This is a genomic window from Photobacterium sp. J15 (assembly GCF_963870815.1).
In the GTDB taxonomy this organism is placed as follows: Bacteria; Pseudomonadota; Gammaproteobacteria; order Enterobacterales; family Vibrionaceae; genus Photobacterium; species Photobacterium marinum.
Genome location: NZ_CAWMUI010000002.1, coordinates 1,129,731 through 1,147,613, shown reverse-complemented (window position 1 = coordinate 1,147,613; position 17,883 = coordinate 1,129,731). Strand labels below are relative to the sequence as shown.

Sequence of the window (17,883 nt, the reverse complement as noted above, 5' to 3'; positions counted from 1 at the left end):
TGGTTCGGTGGGGCACACCTTATCGCAGGCGTTATGCCCCTAAAAGCTAAGTGTTTTCTTTACAAAAGCAAAAGCTTTTGCGCACATGAACACCATCTCTCTGGCAATTTCGTTCATCAACCGGCTGCTCCTTGAGTTCATCGAAATGTCGGTTGTTAATGTATTTGCTGCCATCAGTATCGAGTTGTTTGGCTCATGCTTAACTCGATTCGATGCATCCTTTGGCTGAAACGGTGTTTCCCTTGGCTATCAGTCTGGCGTTTGCAGCCTGTGTGACTCCGCGTTAGTGTGTCATGCAAATCCGTGTGCTCAAAGTCGCTGAAAGTCTGTGGGAATATTTGAGTTGGTGGTTGCTGTAAGTTTTGTCGCAGGGACATCACGCGTTGCTTGTTTTGCTGCCAGGTCAGGGAAGCATTCTTGGTGAGTCATAACAATGCAATCAAGGTGATGCGTTACACTCGGCGGTTTTGGTTCAGAGTTCGGTGTGCTTTGCTGGCTCGGTGGGGCACACCTTATCGCAGGCGTTAGGCATGCTGAAGAGCTACTCTGTTTTTATTGGTTATTTCTTCTCTCAAGAACGATGCCACAAAGGTCATTCGTTCATCGCAAAGCTGTCCATAAAGTATGGCGAAACGTAGGTTGTTTCTTTAGTTTTTGCCTTTAGCTCCGGCAATGAACCCTTGCATTATTCAACGTTACACTGCAATGAGCGGATTGTCGGTTTCTCAGCCTATTAGTCCGGTGATGCAGCCCTAAGAAACACTTCATCAGGTTGTCATGCAAATGTATTTGGTTCAACGCGTTGATAGTTCATGGGAAAATACAAATTCGAGGTTGTTGTGTCCCATGTTTAAAGGCGGGATGCGTTGAGAGTTCACCTCCCAAGTTCGGACAGCGCACATGGAAATGCCTAACAAAGGCATCAAGGTGACTTGTTACACTCGGTGGCTTTGGTTTGGAGTTTAGTGGGCTTGGTGGGTTCATCGTGGCGCACCTTATGCCCGGCGTTATGCACTAAAAGCAAAATCAGTAACTGGAAACACGGTGCATAAGAACATGGTATTCTGCTATTGGCTTATTACCAGTTGGGTGCAGTTTCGAAAAGCACAGATTTAACTTGTTCAATTTAGCCATTCTTCACTGGTTCTGTGTACACGCCAGTCAGTTCAGAGTTCCAAAGTTGATAGCCTCGGCTTCTGATTTTCTCACCAATAAGTAACTTTTTTTGGTGATCCTTTTGGCTCTTGGTTTACTCACCAGTGAGTTGGGCTTTAAAAGCGGTGATCATCTACCAATCACTTTATGTTAGTCATTGATTGGTTTTTATGATTCTCGCCGCTAAGTTGGTATTTTGCGCACTTTTGCATAACAAGGCAATCAAGGCGACGCGTTACACTCGGCGGTTTTGGTCTGAAGTTTTGTGTGCTTGGTTAGTTAAGTGGGGCGCACCTTATCGCAGGCGTTAGGTTTCTGTATGTCATATGATAAAGTTTTAGTTGATCTAAATGGTGAAGAGTTTCCGTATTCTGAGTCTTTTGATAGTGAAACTTACTATTACGCAATAAGCGTCGTGTTTGATAACCGTGATGGGGAGTTATTAATTCTTAGATGGGGTGCTCACCTTATATTTGACGATGACTTAAGTTGGCTGGACTTCAATCTCTCTCCAGAAGAAATATTTCCAGCTAGAAATCAACTATCAAAATCAGAAATATTAGAATTTATGCAACTTTGCTTAGAAAATGAATCTAATGCAAAGCTTTACACTAAAAAAGAAATGGATGTTCAATATCAACGGTTTTTAAAATTAGCGGAATAAAACCTAACAAGGCAATCAAGGCGATGCGTTACACTCGGCGGTTTTGGTACGGAGTGCGGTGTGCTTTGCTGGTTTAGTGGGGCACACCTTATCGCAGGCGTTATGGCTTAAAAGCACTGGCAACGTGGCTTTCGCTTCAAGTTCTGTGGGTTAAGCTTAGCGGCTATTAAGCCGATCTTCTCTGGCGATATAACTGAACGCTTTTCGGTATAACGAACTGTGAATTTGGCTGGCTTTGTCCGCAGCACGCTTGATTTTCCAGTTGTTCTCGCTGTCAGAAATACCAGAAATATCATCGAAAAAAGTTCCTAAATTTTGGCTAAGGGTTATCAGGTTTTAATCCTTGCTATTTTCCCTGTAGCTTTCGATTTAAATCTGTTGGCAAAGAGCAATTCTTTGTCCTGTGGCTACTGCTCCAATTCCTCTGAAAATCACCCGCACAAAATCCATTAAAAAAAGGCTAGGTATCTAATATTTAAGGCTAAAATTGAGTGATTTCAAATTTATACATTTTTTTGTTGTATGATGCCTTAATCATATGGCAAGTAAATTATTCTGTTCGGCGGTAGCGTGCCAAATTCAAGTTAACTGCTTGAAATATAGCCATAACAAAGGCATCAAGGTGACACGTTACACTCGGCAGTTTTGGTATGGAGTTTAGTGCGCTTGGTAGGTTCGGTGTTGGTGCACCTTATGCCCGGCGTTATGGCTTAAAAGCACAGGCAACGTGGTGTTTGCTTCAAGGTTTGTGGGTCAAGCTTAGCGGCTATCAAGCCGAACTTCTCAGGCGATATAACTGAACGCTTATCGGTATAACGAACTGTGAGATTGTCGGGTTTTGTCCGCCGCACGCTTAATTTTCCTGTTGTGCTTGCTGTTAGAAATGCCAGAAACATCATCGAAAGAAAGTTCCCCAATTTTGGCTAAGGGTTATCAGGGTTTAATCCTTGCTATTTTCCCCGAAGCTTCCGATTTATATCTGTTGGTAAAGAGCAATTCTTTGTCCTGTGGCTACTGCTCCAATTCCTCTGAAAACCACCCGTTCAAAATCCATTCAAAAGAGGCTAGGTGTCTAATATTTAAGGCCAAAATTGAGCGATTTCAAATTTATACATTTTGTTTGTTGTATGATGCCTTAATCATATGGCAGGTGAATAATTCTGTTCGGCGGTAGCGTGCCAAAAATACGTTAACTGATTGAAATATAGCCATAACAAAGGCATCAAGGTGACACGTTACACTCGGCAGTTTTTGTATGAAGTTTAGTGCGCTTGGCTGGTTTGGTGTTGGTGCACCTTATTCCCGGCGTTAGGCATGCTGAAGAGCGACTCTGTTTTTATTGGTTATTTCTTCGCTCAAGAACGATGCCACAAAGGTCATTCGTTCATCGCAAGGCTGTCCATAAAGTATAGCGAAAAGCTGTTTTTTTCTTTCGTTGTTGCCTTTAGCTCCGGCAATGAACCATCGCATTATTCATCGTTACACTGTGACGAAAGGCTTGCCGGTTATTTGCCTATTTGTCCTGTGATGCAGCCCTAAAGAACACTTCATCAGGTTGTCATGCAAATGTATTTGGTTCAACGCGTTGATAGTTAGTGGGAAAATACAATCTCGAGGTTGTTGCGTCCCATGTTTAAAGGCGGGATGCGTTGATCGTTCACCTCCCAAGTCAGGACAGCGCACATGGAAATGCCTAACAAAGGCATCAAGGTGACTTGTTACACTCGGCAGTTTTGGTATCGAGTTTGGTGCGCTTGGTAGGTTAGTCGTGGCGCACCTTATCCCAGGCGTTATGGCTTAAAAGCACAGGCAACGTGGTGTTTGCTTCAAGGTTTGTGGGTCAAGCTTAGCGGCTATCAAGCCGAACTTCTCAGGCGATATAACTGAACGCTTATCGGTATAACGAACTGTGAGATTGTCGGGTTTTGTCCGCCGCACGCTTAATTTTCCTGTTGTGCTTGCTGTTAGAAATGCCAGAAACATCATCGAAAGAAAGTTCCCCAATTTTGGCTAAGGGTTATCAGGGTTTAATCCTTGCTATTTTCCCCGAAGCTTCCGATTTATATCTGTTGGTAAAGAGCAATTCTTTGTCCTGTGGCTACTGCTCCAATTCCTCTGAAAACCACCCGTTCAAAATCCATTCAAAAGAGGCTAGGTGTCTAATATTTAAGGCCAAAATTGAGCGATTTCAAATTTATACATTTTGTTTGTTGTATGATGCCTTAATCATATGGCAGGTGAATAATTCTGTTCGGCGGTAGCGTGCCAAAAATACGTTAACTGATTGAAATATAGCCATAACAAAGGCATCAAGGTGACACGTTACACTCGGCAGTTTTTGTATGAAGTTTAGTGCGCTTGGCTGGTTTGGTGTTGGTGCACCTTATTCCCGGCGTTATAATTCGGAGGTAGGTTCAGTGGAAAATGGCTTGGATATTTTCGGTAATGCTCTTCTTTCATACTCAAGTGGTAATAGTGATGCAGCTCTGCTCGTGCATACAGAAGGATTTGAACCTTATGAGCTGCCAGTTTCTGTTTTCTTTCGTCCGGCCGATTATTACCCTATAGATAAACTGGCTCTGACTTTATGTAAAGGTAAAGTTCTTGATATTGGTGCAGGTGTTGGTGAGCAATCAATTTATCTTCAAAACAATGGCTTCGATATTACAGCATTAGATGTGTCAGCAGCTGCATGCCGGATTATGACTGCCCGAGGAATTAACTCAGTCATAAATCAGGATATTTTTGAAAGTAGGCTTGATGCATGTTTTGACACCTGGCTCTTATTAGGTCGTAGTATAGGAGCTGTGGGTACAGTATCTAAGCTGTTATTATTTTTACAGTTGGCAAAAAATAATTTGTCACAGACTGGTCAAATTGTCCTTAACTCTATTAGTAATGCAAATCAACCTGTAACGCGGAAAGTTAGTTTTGAATTCTCTGGTGTAAAAGGTGCTGCTGTAAACTGGTTGGATATTGATAGACTCTCATTGGAAAGCTTGGCAAAACAATGTGGTTTTCGAACTGAGATTGTTCGGGTTGAGGATGATGGAAATTATTTAGCAGTCCTTCGAAAAGCCGAATTATAACAAAGCAATCAAGGTGATGCGTTACACTCGGCGGTTTTGGTATGGAGTTCAGTGTGTTTTGCTGGTTCGGTGGGGCACACCTTATTGCAGGCGTTAGCTGCTTATGGAGAGTATGTGAGATTTATTAAAGCAATTGAAGATGAAGGCGGAACCATATCATCAAGAGAGCTTGAGGGATACTTCTATCAAGGTAAAGAGGTTGATGTTTGGATTGAACGTTTTTCCTTAAAAGGAAAGAAAGATAATTACATCGCATCTATACGGGCAAAAGATGGAAACTATACTGAACTAGCTGATAGTCGGTTTAGCACAGACTTGCACAAAGTATTACTGTGGGCTCGAAAAGAGTTGGACTTTAACCCATGTGTATTTGGTGAAGTAGACTTAAGTCAAGCAAAAGCAGAGGCTGCTATTCGTGGGGAAGGAGCTGAATTATATATTGCTGGCTATATTATGCTTGAACTTGGCTATATTGTTTCTGTAGCTAGCCCCAATATGCCAGGCTATGATTTGATTGTTGTAGATCCTCAAACTCAGAAGTCATGCCGATTACAGGTAAAATATCGGTCAAACAATACAGCGTCATTGAAATTTTCATCTCTTGATTTTGACTTTTTAATTCTTGTCGACAAACCATATCATGAAGTCAAAGATATTTCTCCTGATGGTGGGAGTAGCTTGAGGCCTATAGCGAAGTTTGATGTTTGGGTTTTGAGTAGGGAATGGGTAGCAACAAGAAGAAAAGCTAATGGCCACCTCTCTAACCCGCGTTATTTACAGCATTACCATGATTGGTCGAAAATTGTTGATTTTTTGTCTGTTGATTCAAGTGATTGAGCAGCTAACAAGGGCATCAAGGTGACGCGTTACACTCGGCATTTTTGGTTTGAAGTGCAGTGGGTTTGGTGAGTTCATCGTGGCGCACCTTATCCCAGGCGTTAGGGCAATAATTGTAGATTTGATCCTCTAATTGAGAATAATATTGTGGTCAGATTTTTATATTTAGACATAAAAAACGATAAAACTGTAGTGAAGGAGATTTTGTGAAGTTTTCACCAGAAGGGTTCAATGAAGTAGCAGTAAGGTTCATGCACCTTCGATGGTATGCGGTCTTAATGACCGTTGTATGTATAGTCGGTTTTTTTATTTTGGGACCGCTTAGCGAAAAAAATGAGCAACTGGCTTGGTTCGGAGTTCTGTCAATTATATGCACTCTAGAAGCATTCGCTATTTCAATATTTTTGTTTTCATTTAAAGAGCTCGATTCGAAAAAAACAGTTCATCCATTTTGGTATTATCTAACAAGATTGAAAGAATGGTTTTCTGTAATAATTGTTACTCTGTTCATAATTGCACCAGTCATTATGGCTGGAGATGCTCTATTTACATTTGTTAAAATGTTGACTTAGGTTTTTATAGTAATAACCGACGGATATTTTGCCCTAACAAAGGCATCAAGGTGACTTGTTACACTCGGCGGTTTTGGTATGGAGTTTGGTGCGCTTGGTAGGTTACTCGTGGCGCACCTTATGCCTGGCGTTATGCCTCTAAAAGCGAGGTGTTTTTTTATACAAAAGCTACAGCGCAAATGAACACCATTTCTCAGGCAATTTCGTTCATCAACCGGCTGCTCCTTGAGTTCATTGAAACGTCGGTTATTAATATATTTGCTGCCATCAGTATCGAGTTGTTTGGCTCATGCTTAACTCGATGCGTCCTTTGGCTGAAACGGTGTTTCCCTTGGCTATCAGTTTGGTGTTTGCAGCCTGTGTGACTCCGCGTTAGTGTGTAATGCAAATCCGCGTGCTCAAAGTCGCTGAAAGTTAGCGGGAATATTAGAGTTGGTGATTGCTGTAAGTTCGTCGCAGGTGCATCACGTGTTGCTTGTCTTGCTGCCAGGAAAGGGAAGTGTTCTTGGTGAGTCATAACAATGCAATCAAGGTGATGCCTTACACTCGGCGGTTTTGGTATGAAGTTTGGTGTGTTTTGTTGGTTTCGTGGGGCACACCTTATCGCAGGCGTTAGCACATCTACATTATATTATCAGAGGGAGATATTTAATGGACTTAATAGTTATAAGTGATGTTTCTGGAAATTCGTTTAGATTTAACGATTTGGAAAAATTTCGAGTTTTTTGCATTAGCGAGCGTGATTGGTGGGAAAGGCAGTGCAATACAATTTTGAAAAACAAGCGGGTTACGCATGAATATGTTAATTCTTACCAAATATTCAATAGTATAATTGCTAAAATACATGAACTTAATAAAATAATTAGAAATATAAAAGGTTACGAGCAGGAGCAAAATGTTATTCAACGATTTGTTGGTTGTTTTAAAACAGTAATTGAGGAAGGCTGGCTTTGGAGCGGATATAACTGTTCAAAAGTTTTTTGTACTTTATGCGAAAAATATGGGCAAAAAAAGGCTGATATTTTTATTTCGATTGCAGTGAATGGTGGGGATAATCTGGGTGATAGAGACTTTGAAATATATGGCTTGTTATTTTCATCAGAACTTAAACATGCTACACCTGGCGATATTGTTCAAGAGAAAATAGATTTTGAAGACCTTAAAGGAAATTTCAGCAATCTACAAAGAACACAGTTAGCTTTTGAAGATGACGCATCTCAGATATTGAACAATATGAATACCTTATTAGAGACGGAGAAGAGCCGCTTTGGAAGTTTTCTTGAGCAATCCAAAGAATCAATGGAAAAAGCTGAAAGAACTTACCACGACACATTAAGGTTTACTGGTCCTGCTAGGTACTGGAGACAGTCAGCCAGGAGATATTATAAGCAAGGTTCAATATGGGCTTCCATTCTTATTTTTATTGCCATATTTGGTATGGTTTTCTTCTATGAAGTTTACCAAGAGTTTGTTCTCTCATCTGAATCGACTTCTACAATTATTTCTGTCAAACAAGTCGCTATGCTTGTAATATTAGTTACGATTTATGCTTTTATAATTAGGTCCGTATCTAGGTTAACTTTCAGTTCTTTTCATTTAATGAGAGATTCAGAGGAAAGGCGACAGCTAACTCACTTATATTTGAGTTTAAGCAATAAAAATAAAATAGATGATTCATCTAGAGATTTGGTCTTACAAGCTTTGTTTTCGAGGACGGAAACAGGATTATTATCAGGTGACTCATCTCCATCAATGCCCGGTATAAATGAACTAATTAGTACAGCGATGAAAGTCAAATGATATGCTAACAAAGGCATCAAGGTGACACGTTACACTCGGCAGTTTTGGTATGGAGTTTAGTGCGCTTGGCTGGTTCGGTGTTGGTGCACCTTATGCCCGGCGTTATGGCATAAAAAGCACAGGCAACGTGGTTTTCGCTTCAAGGTTTGCGGGGCAAGCTTAGCGGCTATCAAGTCGATCTTCTCAGGCGATATAACTGAACGCTATTCTAAATAACGAACTGTGAGATAGGCGTCCTTTATCCGCAGCACGCTTGATTTTACAGCAGCATACACGGCTAAAAATACCAGACACTTCATCGAAAACCAGCTCTCAAATTTTGGCTAAGGGTTATCAAGTTTTAATCCTTACTATTTTTCCCGAAGCTTCTGATTTATATCTGTTGGGAAAGAGCCATTCTTTCTCCAGTAGCTACTGATTTTACGCGTTGGTTCAGGAAGTTATGTATCAATTTTTGTTCGGGATTTATCGGTAGGGTAAACTGTTTTGCGTTCGAGCAGATATTTCTGTAGCGGTAGCGTATCTGGTAAGTGATTCAAATCTCATGAGTTTGCCATAACAAGGCAATCAAGGTGATGCGTTACACTCGGCGGTTTTGGTACGAAGTTCGGTGTGCTTTGCTGGTTTCGTGGGGCACACCTTATCGCAGGCGTTAAATGCTAGGAGGAATATTGGAAATTACTAAGTTATCTTTGAGCATCTACACAGTAGCAGCAGTAGTTATTTATGGAGAAGTAGCTAATCCAAGCTTATTCGAAGCAATTGACCTAAATTTGGGTGTGGTCACTATCAACCAAGTTGATGGTCTCGATATTACGACGGTTTTACTGCATTTGATGCTGTTGTTATCATCGGCGCTCTGTCTAATTAATCTAAAACTATTCTTCTCAAACCTAAAACAAGGTTTTAATAAGCATCCGCTATTAATCAGTGAGATTAACAGCAAACTTCAGAATAAGACTGGTTCAGTTCGAGATAGAGTTAGTGAAGCAAATGTACGAGGGATGATAAACCCAACTGCAAGTACAGGGGCATGGACTTCAATTGGAGTAGGGCACGGTGATATCTCGGTAAAAATAAGTAGAACCAAATTATTGTTGTGCTTTATAACTACGCCACTCAGCACCTTATGGTTATTAAAGTCCGATTTATTGTTCCCTTTAGTAGCGGCATTGAGTGCGTGGTTAGTTAGCATTTAACAAAGCAATCAAGGTGATGCGTTTCACTCGGCGGTTTTGGTATGGAGTTTGGTGCACTTTGTTGGTTCAGTGGGGCACACCTTATTGCAGGCGTTATGCCACTAAAAGCTAAGTGTTTTCTCTACAAATAACTCGGCGCACAAGAACACCATCTCTCAGGCAATTTCGTACATCAACCGACTGCTCCTTGAGTTCGTCGAAATGTCGGTTGTTAATATTTCTGCTGCATTGGTATCGAGTTGGTCGGCTTCAGTTCAACACGTGGTGTTCTTTGGTTTGTACGGTGATTCCATCGACTATCAGTTCAGTGCTTGCAGCCTGTGTAACTCCGCATTTGTTGTCATGCAAATCCGGTGTGCTCAAAGTCGCTGAAAGTCAGAGGGAATATTGGGGTTGGTAATTGCTGTGAGTTCTGCCGCAAGGACGTTACGCGTTGCTTGTTTTGCTGTCAGGTTAGGGAAGTATTCTTGGTGCGGCATAACAAGGCAATCAAGTGTGACGCTTTACACTCGGCGGTTTTGGTTCGGAGTTTGGTGTGCTTTGTTGGTTCAGTGGGGCGCACCTTATTGCAGGCGTTAGGCATGCTGAAGAGCGAGTTTGTTTTTGTTGGTTATTTCTTCGCTCAAGAACGATGCCACAAAGGTCATTCGTTCAGCGCAAGGCTGTCCATAAAGTATGGCGAAACGCAGGTTGTTTCTTTAGTTGTTGCCTTTAGCTCCGGTAATGAACCATTGCATTATTCAACGTTACAATGAAATGAACGGATTGTCGGTTTCTCAGCCTATTAGTCCGGTGATGCAGCCCTAAGAAACACTTCATCAGGTTGTCATGCAAATGTATTTGGTTCAAAGCGTTGATAGTTCGTGGGAAAATGCAATTCCGAGGTCGTCGTATCCCATGCTTGAAGGCGGGATGCGTTGAAAGTTCATTTCCCAAGTTAGGACAGCGCACATGGAAATGCCTAACAAAGGCATCAAGGTGACTTGTTACACTCGGCAGTTTTGGTATGGAGTTTGGTGTGTTTGGTAGGTTAGTCGCAGCGCACCTTATGCCAGGCGTTATGTGGCAAATGGAGTAAGTACATGGGAAGAGAGATAGTACCTCAAGAGCTAAGCTACTTCTACCAGAAAACGGGGGAGGCAATCTGGCACCTCCAGCACGTTGAAGACTTTCTAATAAAGTTATATATCGTTGGCTCTATTCACATTAAAATCAATGGTATATCAGCACAAAATGCTGAAACTAAGTTGAAGCAATTTAGCAAGAAAACTCTGGGGCAATTAATCGGTTTGCTCGATGGAAGCGATATAGTTTCCGAGGATTTTATTATAAAGCTACGGGACTATAACGATATAAGAAAGTGGATTGTTCATAACTCTATGCGAGAAACTGAAAACTGTCTCTATTCTCAGCAAGACCGTGACTTTTTTATTAATCGCACAGCTAGGTTTACGGACTTATCTGTAGAAATTCAAAATGATATCGAAGCTAGGTTATGGGAGTTAACTATTGCCGGAGGTATCTCACCCGAAGAAGTGCAAGCTCGCGCAAATGCTACGATAGATGCGTGGAAAAAAGCCACATAACAAGGCAATCAAGGTGACCCGTTACATTCGGCGGTTTTGGTATGAGGTTCGATGTGCTTTGTTAGTTCAGTGCGGGGCACCTTATTGCAGACGTTATGTTTTCTTCTTTACATTTGAGTAGTAAAAAGGGTTGTAAGTGAAAAATATTTATTTTTGGGATTATAAAACTGTAGCTAAACGATTGTACAACGGTGATTTCACAGAAACTGACTCACTGAGGCAATTTGTTGCATTGATGATTATCTCAGGTATATCAATACCAGTTCCTTTCTCGTTTTATATTATCAGTGTGAATAAGCCTATTGCTCTTGACGTGTTTAGTTTCATCCTTTCTGGTGTTATTGCTTATGTAGGCTATTGGTGGGTATATCAATCACATGTAAAAAATGAAGGACGTGAATTTTTTCTGAAACTAGCAGCATTAGAGTTACCTATTGGTTTTAGAGTGGCGGTTTTTGTTATTTTACCATTTATGCTTCTAAGCATTCCGCTCCTACAAGTTATTACTTCACAATTACTAGCTCAAGGTCTGGGACTCGTAATGGGTATCGTCGCTGCCATAGTGCATTTCAGATTATTGAAATCAGCCATTTGTTATTCTGAAAACTAAAACATAACAAAGGCATCAAGGGTGACGCGTTACACTCGGCATTTTTGGTATGGAGTTCGGTGCGCTTGGTAGGTTTGTCGTGGCGCACCTTATGCCCGGCGTTATGTAAAAGCCGTTTGGCTGAGGAGATAAATCCCCTCAGCCTGAAGAAAATATACGTTTAGTCTTCTTTGTCAGGGTGCGTCAGTACTAAATTACCTTTTTCATCTATTTCGACTTTTTTGTAGTTTTCAAAATGCTCAGGAAGTACATCCAAAACTTTTTCTGTTTTCGCTTCTTTAGGCAACTGATAAGTGGTAATGGTTTGACCTGCTAGGCAATCGTCTTTAACTGTAAGTCTGATACTATCAAGCAAGTCTTTTAGCTCGTCATTTTTCATGATATTAATCCAGTAAATGTATTTAGAGTACACTATTGCAATGCAATGCGTTTTGTAATGATACATTTTTACTGTTTTCATTCAACTGCTTGTTTTACATAACAAAGGCATCAAGGTGACTTGTTACATTCGGCAGTTTTGGTTTGGAGTTCAATGGGCTTGGTAAGTCCGTCGTGGCGCACCTTATGCCAGGCGTTAGAAATTATTGGAGACTATTGGTGGAAAAATTTAGAGATATATTGTATCTGGATTCAGATAAACGAGCTGGGACTCGTAATGATATCCATATCAACATTCCAGATGTTCTTTATCATTATACAAATACAAATGGTTTATTAGGAATACTCTCTAGTTCAAGGCTATGGGCAACACATTATAAATTTTTAAATGATGAGTCGGAGATTACTTATGCATTAGGGATTTTTGAAAAATTAGTTAAAGAGAAATTTGAAACTATAACGAACCCTATTGTTGTTACTTTTTTGGAGCGAGTATTACAGACGGCTAATCCATTTGAAGGGATGTTCGATTGTTATATAACATGCTTTTGTGAAGGTGGTGACTTATTAGCGCAATGGAGATCATACACAGATAATGGTGGAGGGTATTCAATTGGTGTTAACTCGAAAGAGCTTGGGATGCGTTCTATAGTTGAGCATCCAAGTCAAGAATTGTACCTTCGCAAAGTCACTTATTGTCCTATTACTCAAGAAAAATTATTAAGAGATGTTATCGATAAAACAGTTTCTATCCTAGATAAAAATACTTCGGGGATGACTGTGAACGATGCCAATTCATATATAGCTATGTGTTGCGGGCATCTAAGGAGTGAAATTGTCGAGTACATTATTTCATTTAAACATCCAGCATTTGAATCAGAGCAAGAATGGAGATTATGCCATATTGTTGCTACACATGAAGAGTCAGAAATAGAGTTTCGTTCAGGCCCTTATGGCCTTACTCCTTATGTGTCGATTGATCCAAGCCCAATGGCGGGTGTAAATGCGAATAAGCTTCCTATTGTTGAAGTTAAATTTGGACCAACCACGAATCCCTATGGAGCTGAGTTTGGTCTTAGAAAACTACTGAAGTCAAAAGGTTACGCTTTTGCTGATATTACAGGCTCAAATCTACCCGTACGAGTCTAATTTCTAACAAAGGCATCAAGGTGACGCGTTACACTCGGCGGTTTTGGTTTGGTGTTCAGTGGGCTTGGTGAGTTGGTCGTGGCGCACCTTATGCCAAGCGTTATGCCTCTAAAAGCGAGGCGTTTTTTATACAAAAGCTACAGCACAAATGAACACCATCTCTCAGGCAATTTCGTCCATCAACCGGCTGCTCCTTGAGTGAGTCGAAACGTCGGTTGTTTATGTATTTGCTGTCATCAGTATCGAGTAGGGTTACTCATGCTTAACTCGATGCGTTCTTTGGCTGAAACGGTGTTTCCCTTGGCTATCAGTTTGGCGTTTGCAGCCTGTGTGACTCCGCATTTGTTGTCATGCAAATTTGGTGTGCTCAAAGTCGCTGAAAGTCAGTGGGAATATTTGAGTTGGTGATTGCTGTCAGTTTTGTCGCAGGGGCATCACGCGTGGCTTGTTTTGCTGCCAGGTAAGGGAAGTATTCTTGGTGAGTCATAACAATGCAATCAAGGCGATGCGTTACACTCGGCGGTTTTGGTTCGGAGTTCTGTGTGCTTTACTGGTTCAGTGGGGCACACCTTATTGCAGGCGTTATGGCTTATGTTTTTTTAACGGGAGTGTTCAAAATTATGCTTTGGTTTTTACTTATTCTGGGGCTGATTTTAGTTATTTTCCTTTGGCTCAAAAAAAGTGGAACGTTTGATAAACCAACATACGAACAGCCAAAAATTGAAACGCCTATCTCTGAAAAAACGCCTAAAGCAGAAAGTAAGATTAAGTACTCATACGTTAAAATTAATAATTTACTTACACCGGCTGAACGGTCTTTTTTGGGTGTGTTGCATAATGTGGTAAATGATGATGTTTTGGTTTTTTCAAAGGTTAGGGTTGCTGATGTTTTATCACCCGTACCAAGCCAAAATAGGAGTCTGTGGCAGAAGGCTTTTAACAGTATCTCATCAAAGCATTTTGATTTTGTATTATGTAAAGCTGACGATATTTCAATTATTTGTGCGATAGAGCTAAATGATAGCTCTCATAATAAATTAGAGCGTCACAAACGAGACCAATTTTTAAGGTCTGCATGTGATACCGCCGGTGTTAAATTGTTGGAAATCCCAGCAAAGAATGGTTATGTACTTAGTGAAATAAGTGAACTGTTAAAACCTATCATTTTTAACTCCTTAGTTAATGAAACTCCAACTTTATGCCAAGAGTGTGGATCTCATATGGTTCTTCGTACAGCTAAGCGAGGCAAAAATATAGGTAATGTATTTTGGGCATGTAGTGCTTACCCAAAGTGTAGATACATTGAAAATACATCAAGATCATCAAGTTAGAGCCATAACAAAGCAATCAAGGTGATGCTTTACACTCGGCGGTTTTGGTTTGGAATTCGGTGTGCTTTGCTGGTTTCGGTGGGGCACACCTTATCGCAAGCGTTAGCAATATAGGATAGGAAGCTTATGTTAAAATGGTTATTTAAACGAAGTTCAAGAAAGCAAGTCAATGAGTTAAATGTCAATACGGTCAGGATTATATTGGATAATCTGGAACGTTCAAATGGAACTGATTGTAAAATTATGACAGATAAAGTTTATAAAATTTTAAGTGAATTTGAAAAATCAAAAAACATTAATATTGATGAGTTGAAACTTTTGTTCTCGAAATCCTCACCTCTTAGAGAAATTGCCATTGCTAACAATTGGGAAGAACAATACAGGCATTTACAGAAACAAATTAATATGATTAATAATGTCAGTGAATAGAGTTGTTAGTTAATAAGTTATTTTGTATGTGTTCTGTTTAATAAGTGTCAGTCAGGTTGCTTATGTTTTTTTTATAGTATTAAGCTTGGCTTTGGATGACAATATTGCTAACAAGGCAATCAAGGTGATGCGTTACACTCGGCGGTTTTGGTATGGAGTTCAGTGCGCTTTGCTGCTTCAGTGGGGCACACCTTATCGCAGGCGTTAGGCATGCTGAAGAGCGAGTTTGTTTTTGTTGGTTATTTCTTCGCTCAAGAACGATGCCACAAAGGTCATTCGTTCAGCGCAAGGCTGTCCATAAAGTATGGCGAAACGCAGGTTGTTTCTTTAGTTGTTGCCTTTAGCTCCGGTAATGAACCATTGCATTATTCAACGTTACAATGAAATGAACGGATTGTCGGTTTCTCAGCCTATTAGTCCGGTGATGCAGCCCTAAGAAACACTTCATCAGGTTGTCATGCAAATGTATTTGGTTCAAAGCGTTGATAGTTCGTGGGAAAATGCAATTCCGAGGTCGTCGTATCCCATGCTTGAAGGCGGGATGCGTTGAAAGTTCATTTCCCAAGTTAGGACAGCGCACATGGAAATGCCTAACAAAGGCATCAAGGTGACTTGTTACACTCGGCAGTTTTGGTATGGAGTTTGGTGTGTTTGGTAGGTTAGTCGCAGCGCACCTTATGCCAGGCGTTATAATTCGGAGGTCAGTACGGTGGAAAATGGCTTAGATATTTTCGGCAATGCTCTTGTTTCATACTCAAGTGGTAATAGTGATGCAGCTTTGCTCGTGCATACCGAAGGGTTTGAACCTTATGAGTTGCCAGTTTCTGTTTTCTTTCGTCCGGCAGATTATTACCCCATAGATAAATTGGCTCTGACTTTATGTAAAGGCAAAGTTCTAGATATTGGTGCTGGGGCTGGAGTGCAATCTATTTATCTTCAGAACAATGGTTTTGATATTACAGCATTAGATGTTTCAGCCGCGGCATGCAGCATTATGACGGCGCGCGGAATAAATTCAGTCATAAATCAGGATATTTTTGAAGGTAGGTTTGATTCAAATTTTGACACCTGGCTATTATTAGGTCGTAGTATTGGAGCTGTGGGTACAGTATCTAAGCTGTTATCTTTTTTACAGTTGGCAAAAAAGAATTTGTCACTGACTGGTCAAGTTATCCTTAACTCTATTGATAATGCAAATCAACCTGTAACAAGGAACGTTAGTTTTGAATTCTCTGGTGTAAAAGGTGCTACTGTAAGCTGGTTGGATATTGATATATTTTCACTGGAAAGCTTGGCAAAAGGATGTGGCTTTCGAACTGAAATTGTTCGGGTCGAGGATGATGGAAATTATTTAGCAGTCCTGCGAAAAGCCGAATTATAACAAAGCAATCAAGGTGATGCGTTACACTCAGCGGTTTTAGTACAGAGTTCAGTGTGCTTTTTTGGTTCGGTGGGGCACACCTTATCGCAGGCGTTATGTTCTCGGAGAAAAAATGAAAGTAAGCAGTATTATTGAGTATTTAGAGTTTGCTGACTCTATTCATTATGAGTTTGTACGAGGTCAGGCGAATTCAGAGTGGGCTTTGCTACCTTCGATTTCTCGTATTGCCAAGCCAGAAATGTGTTTCAATATCGCTTTCGGTCATTGGGATGAACTAGAAGAATACTTGCTCGAAGAGTTTCAAAGCCAGTCTACTCCTTACCTCGATAAAAAGCCGAAAACGCAGTTGGATTTAACTATTTTGGCTCAACACCACGGACTAGCGACAAGGTTACTTGATTGGACAACAAACCCTCTCAAAGCTTTATTCTTTGCTGTTGAAAACGCAGAGCACTTTGGAACAGATGGGATAGTGTATTTTTGTGAATCAGGGTACTTTGGAACTGAAAATGACGTAAAAGATATTGAAGACGTTACTTTCTTTAAAGCGAGCCATTCGAACGCAAGGATTACAGCACAAGAAGGGGTGTTTTGTGCATTTCCATTACCTCAGGCGCTCTTAGAAGATTTTGATAAAGACCTTGTAGCGAACAGTGAAGGTATTCAATTAATTAGCGTCATTATTGATGGCGATAGTAAAGAGTCTATTCGAAACGACCTCAATAGGTTAGGAGTGAATCATAGAACGATTTATCCTAGCTTAGATGGCGTTTCAAAGACAATTATGAGCGGCTTTAAGCAACGAACATAACAAAGCAATCAAGGTGACCCCTTACACTCGGCAGTTTTGGTACGAAGTTTGGTGTGCTTTGTTAGTTCGGCGTGGGGCACCTTATTGCAGGCGTTATATGCAAGGAGATTAGACGTGCTACCAAGTTTTATTAAGGAAAATGAATGTCCAATATATGTCAAACAAGAAATGGTCTTTGATATACCAAGAAAATACGAAAAATACACTCACTATGATGTTGTTAGGGATATATTCTCAATTTGTTGTGACAATAAAATATCACGTTCAATAGTGACCGAAATATTTAAATCTAAGTGTATGTACACAGGTTTTTTTGCGTCGATGATATGGGGTGGGGTCTCATCATGCGGAGATAAGCAGGATAACTTGTCTAAAATGTTAGAATATCCAAAAGACCAACTTATAGCGATTATTGAGCATGTAAATATTCTTCTAAGTGAAGGAAAAGTACAAGATGCTTTTATATTCATGGAAACTAAGGGGCAAGGAAAAATAGATGGTCTTGGGGAGTCGTATTTTACCAAGCTGTTCTTTTTTTTATGTAAAGCAAATGATTATCCAAAAGTAACACCTATCTTTGATAAATGGACAAAACTGGCCTATTGCGCTTTTTTATTGGATCTAGGTGAAAATGATGAGTTCCAAAGGGTTGTACAAAGCATTAATGGCCCTGAAGTAAAGTTTAAAGCTTCATATCGAGTAAAGGTTTATGATGATTTTGTTTGTAAAATGAACCTTTGGGCTAATGAAATTTCAGTCTCAGTTAGCTCACTTGAAGAGTTTATTTTTGGGGTGGATAAGCGTATTGATCGGACATGGTCAAATCCAAGAAGGATTTTCGAGAAGAAAGTTAATACTTATCTTTTACAGCATCGTGTATGCATATAACAAA

General features: G+C 40.4%; 16 protein-coding genes. 15 read left to right on the top strand and 1 reads right to left on the bottom strand.

Translation table 11 applies throughout. From position 1 onward, the window contains the following. Window positions 1-1,474 precede the first annotated feature (1,474 nt). The 8 genes from AACQ93_RS22120 to AACQ93_RS22085 all read left to right on the top strand — a co-directional run bounded on the left by AACQ93_RS22120 (window position 1,475) and on the right by AACQ93_RS22085 (window position 11,512). On the top strand, window positions 1,475-1,819 hold the full coding sequence (locus tag AACQ93_RS22120) for a hypothetical protein (protein ID WP_064608934.1): 345 nt from the start codon (window positions 1,475-1,477) through the stop codon (window positions 1,817-1,819). Window positions 1,820-4,161: 2,342 nt separating this feature from the next. Then, window positions 4,162-4,908, top strand: a complete 747-nt coding sequence (locus AACQ93_RS22115) for a class I SAM-dependent methyltransferase (RefSeq protein WP_064608932.1) — start codon at window positions 4,162-4,164, stop codon at window positions 4,906-4,908. A 51-nt stretch (window positions 4,909-4,959) separates the two neighbouring features. Next, the gene (locus AACQ93_RS22110; protein WP_064608930.1) at window positions 4,960-5,745 is read left to right on the top strand and encodes a hypothetical protein; all 786 of its coding nucleotides are present in this window, start codon (window positions 4,960-4,962) and stop codon (window positions 5,743-5,745) included. Between the two features lie 206 nt (window positions 5,746-5,951). Continuing rightward, window positions 5,952-6,317 (top strand): hypothetical protein, encoded by a 366-nt coding sequence (locus tag AACQ93_RS22105; protein WP_064608927.1) that lies wholly within the window; start codon window positions 5,952-5,954, stop codon window positions 6,315-6,317. Window positions 6,318-6,968: 651 nt separating this feature from the next. After that, the gene (locus AACQ93_RS22100; protein ID WP_064608925.1) at window positions 6,969-8,117 is read left to right on the top strand and encodes a DUF6161 domain-containing protein; all 1,149 of its coding nucleotides are present in this window, start codon (window positions 6,969-6,971) and stop codon (window positions 8,115-8,117) included. Window positions 8,118-8,788: 671 nt separating this feature from the next. Next, entirely contained in the window at window positions 8,789-9,316 is a 528-nt protein-coding gene (locus tag AACQ93_RS22095) for a hypothetical protein (RefSeq protein WP_157097634.1), read from the top strand. Window positions 9,317-10,398: 1,082 nt separating this feature from the next. Continuing rightward, window positions 10,399-10,902 (top strand): hypothetical protein, encoded by a 504-nt coding sequence (locus tag AACQ93_RS22090; RefSeq protein WP_064608921.1) that lies wholly within the window; start codon window positions 10,399-10,401, stop codon window positions 10,900-10,902. Between the two features lie 136 nt (window positions 10,903-11,038). Then, window positions 11,039-11,512 (top strand): hypothetical protein, encoded by a 474-nt coding sequence (locus tag AACQ93_RS22085; protein WP_064608919.1) that lies wholly within the window; start codon window positions 11,039-11,041, stop codon window positions 11,510-11,512. Window positions 11,513-11,672: 160 nt separating this feature from the next. Here the strand turns inward: AACQ93_RS22085 and AACQ93_RS22080 are convergent, their stop codons facing one another. Further along, window positions 11,673-11,891: a hypothetical protein gene (locus AACQ93_RS22080; protein WP_064608917.1), complete on the bottom strand. Its 219-nt coding sequence runs from the start codon at window positions 11,889-11,891 to the stop codon at window positions 11,673-11,675. Window positions 11,892-12,109: 218 nt separating this feature from the next. Between AACQ93_RS22080 and AACQ93_RS22075 the strand changes: the two genes are divergently transcribed. The 7 genes from AACQ93_RS22075 to AACQ93_RS22045 all read left to right on the top strand — a co-directional run bounded on the left by AACQ93_RS22075 (window position 12,110) and on the right by AACQ93_RS22045 (window position 17,879). Then, a complete protein-coding gene (locus AACQ93_RS22075) occupies window positions 12,110-13,039 on the top strand; it encodes a DUF2971 domain-containing protein (protein ID WP_198160228.1) in 930 nt (309 codons plus the stop codon). A 542-nt stretch (window positions 13,040-13,581) separates the two neighbouring features. Beyond that, window positions 13,582-14,370: a DUF2726 domain-containing protein gene (locus tag AACQ93_RS22070; protein ID WP_232323381.1), complete on the top strand. Its 789-nt coding sequence runs from the start codon at window positions 13,582-13,584 to the stop codon at window positions 14,368-14,370. Between the two features lie 126 nt (window positions 14,371-14,496). Then, entirely contained in the window at window positions 14,497-14,799 is a 303-nt protein-coding gene (locus tag AACQ93_RS22065; protein ID WP_064608913.1) for a hypothetical protein, read from the top strand. Between the two features lie 162 nt (window positions 14,800-14,961). After that, window positions 14,962-15,183 (top strand): hypothetical protein, encoded by a 222-nt coding sequence (locus AACQ93_RS22060; RefSeq protein ID WP_157097632.1) that lies wholly within the window; start codon window positions 14,962-14,964, stop codon window positions 15,181-15,183. Window positions 15,184-15,508: 325 nt separating this feature from the next. Continuing rightward, window positions 15,509-16,180: a methyltransferase gene (locus tag AACQ93_RS22055; RefSeq protein WP_064608912.1), complete on the top strand. Its 672-nt coding sequence runs from the start codon at window positions 15,509-15,511 to the stop codon at window positions 16,178-16,180. Between the two features lie 112 nt (window positions 16,181-16,292). Next, window positions 16,293-16,991 (top strand): FRG domain-containing protein, encoded by a 699-nt coding sequence (locus AACQ93_RS22050; RefSeq protein ID WP_064608910.1) that lies wholly within the window; start codon window positions 16,293-16,295, stop codon window positions 16,989-16,991. A gap of 114 nt (window positions 16,992-17,105) precedes the next feature. After that, the gene (locus tag AACQ93_RS22045) at window positions 17,106-17,879 is read left to right on the top strand and encodes an 8-oxoguanine DNA glycosylase OGG fold protein (protein ID WP_064608908.1); all 774 of its coding nucleotides are present in this window, start codon (window positions 17,106-17,108) and stop codon (window positions 17,877-17,879) included. Window positions 17,880-17,883: the final 4 nt, after the last annotated feature.

Coding starts and splice junctions, on each gene's coding strand:
- AACQ93_RS22115 (WP_064608932.1), top strand. CDS start 4,162: ATGAAGTTTAGTGCGCTTGGCTGGTTTGGTGTTGGTGCACCTTATTCC.
- AACQ93_RS22090 (WP_064608921.1), top strand. CDS start 10,399: ATGGGAAGAGAGATAGTACCTCAAGAGCTAAGCTACTTCTACCAGAAA.
- AACQ93_RS22065 (WP_064608913.1), top strand. CDS start 14,497: ATGTTAAAATGGTTATTTAAACGAAGTTCAAGAAAGCAAGTCAATGAG.
- AACQ93_RS22080 (WP_064608917.1), bottom strand. CDS start 11,891: ATGAAAAATGACGAGCTAAAAGACTTGCTTGATAGTATCAGACTTACA.
- AACQ93_RS22120 (WP_064608934.1), top strand. CDS start 1,475: ATGTCATATGATAAAGTTTTAGTTGATCTAAATGGTGAAGAGTTTCCG.
- AACQ93_RS22100 (WP_064608925.1), top strand. CDS start 6,969: ATGGACTTAATAGTTATAAGTGATGTTTCTGGAAATTCGTTTAGATTT.
- AACQ93_RS22050 (WP_064608910.1), top strand. CDS start 16,293: ATGAAAGTAAGCAGTATTATTGAGTATTTAGAGTTTGCTGACTCTATT.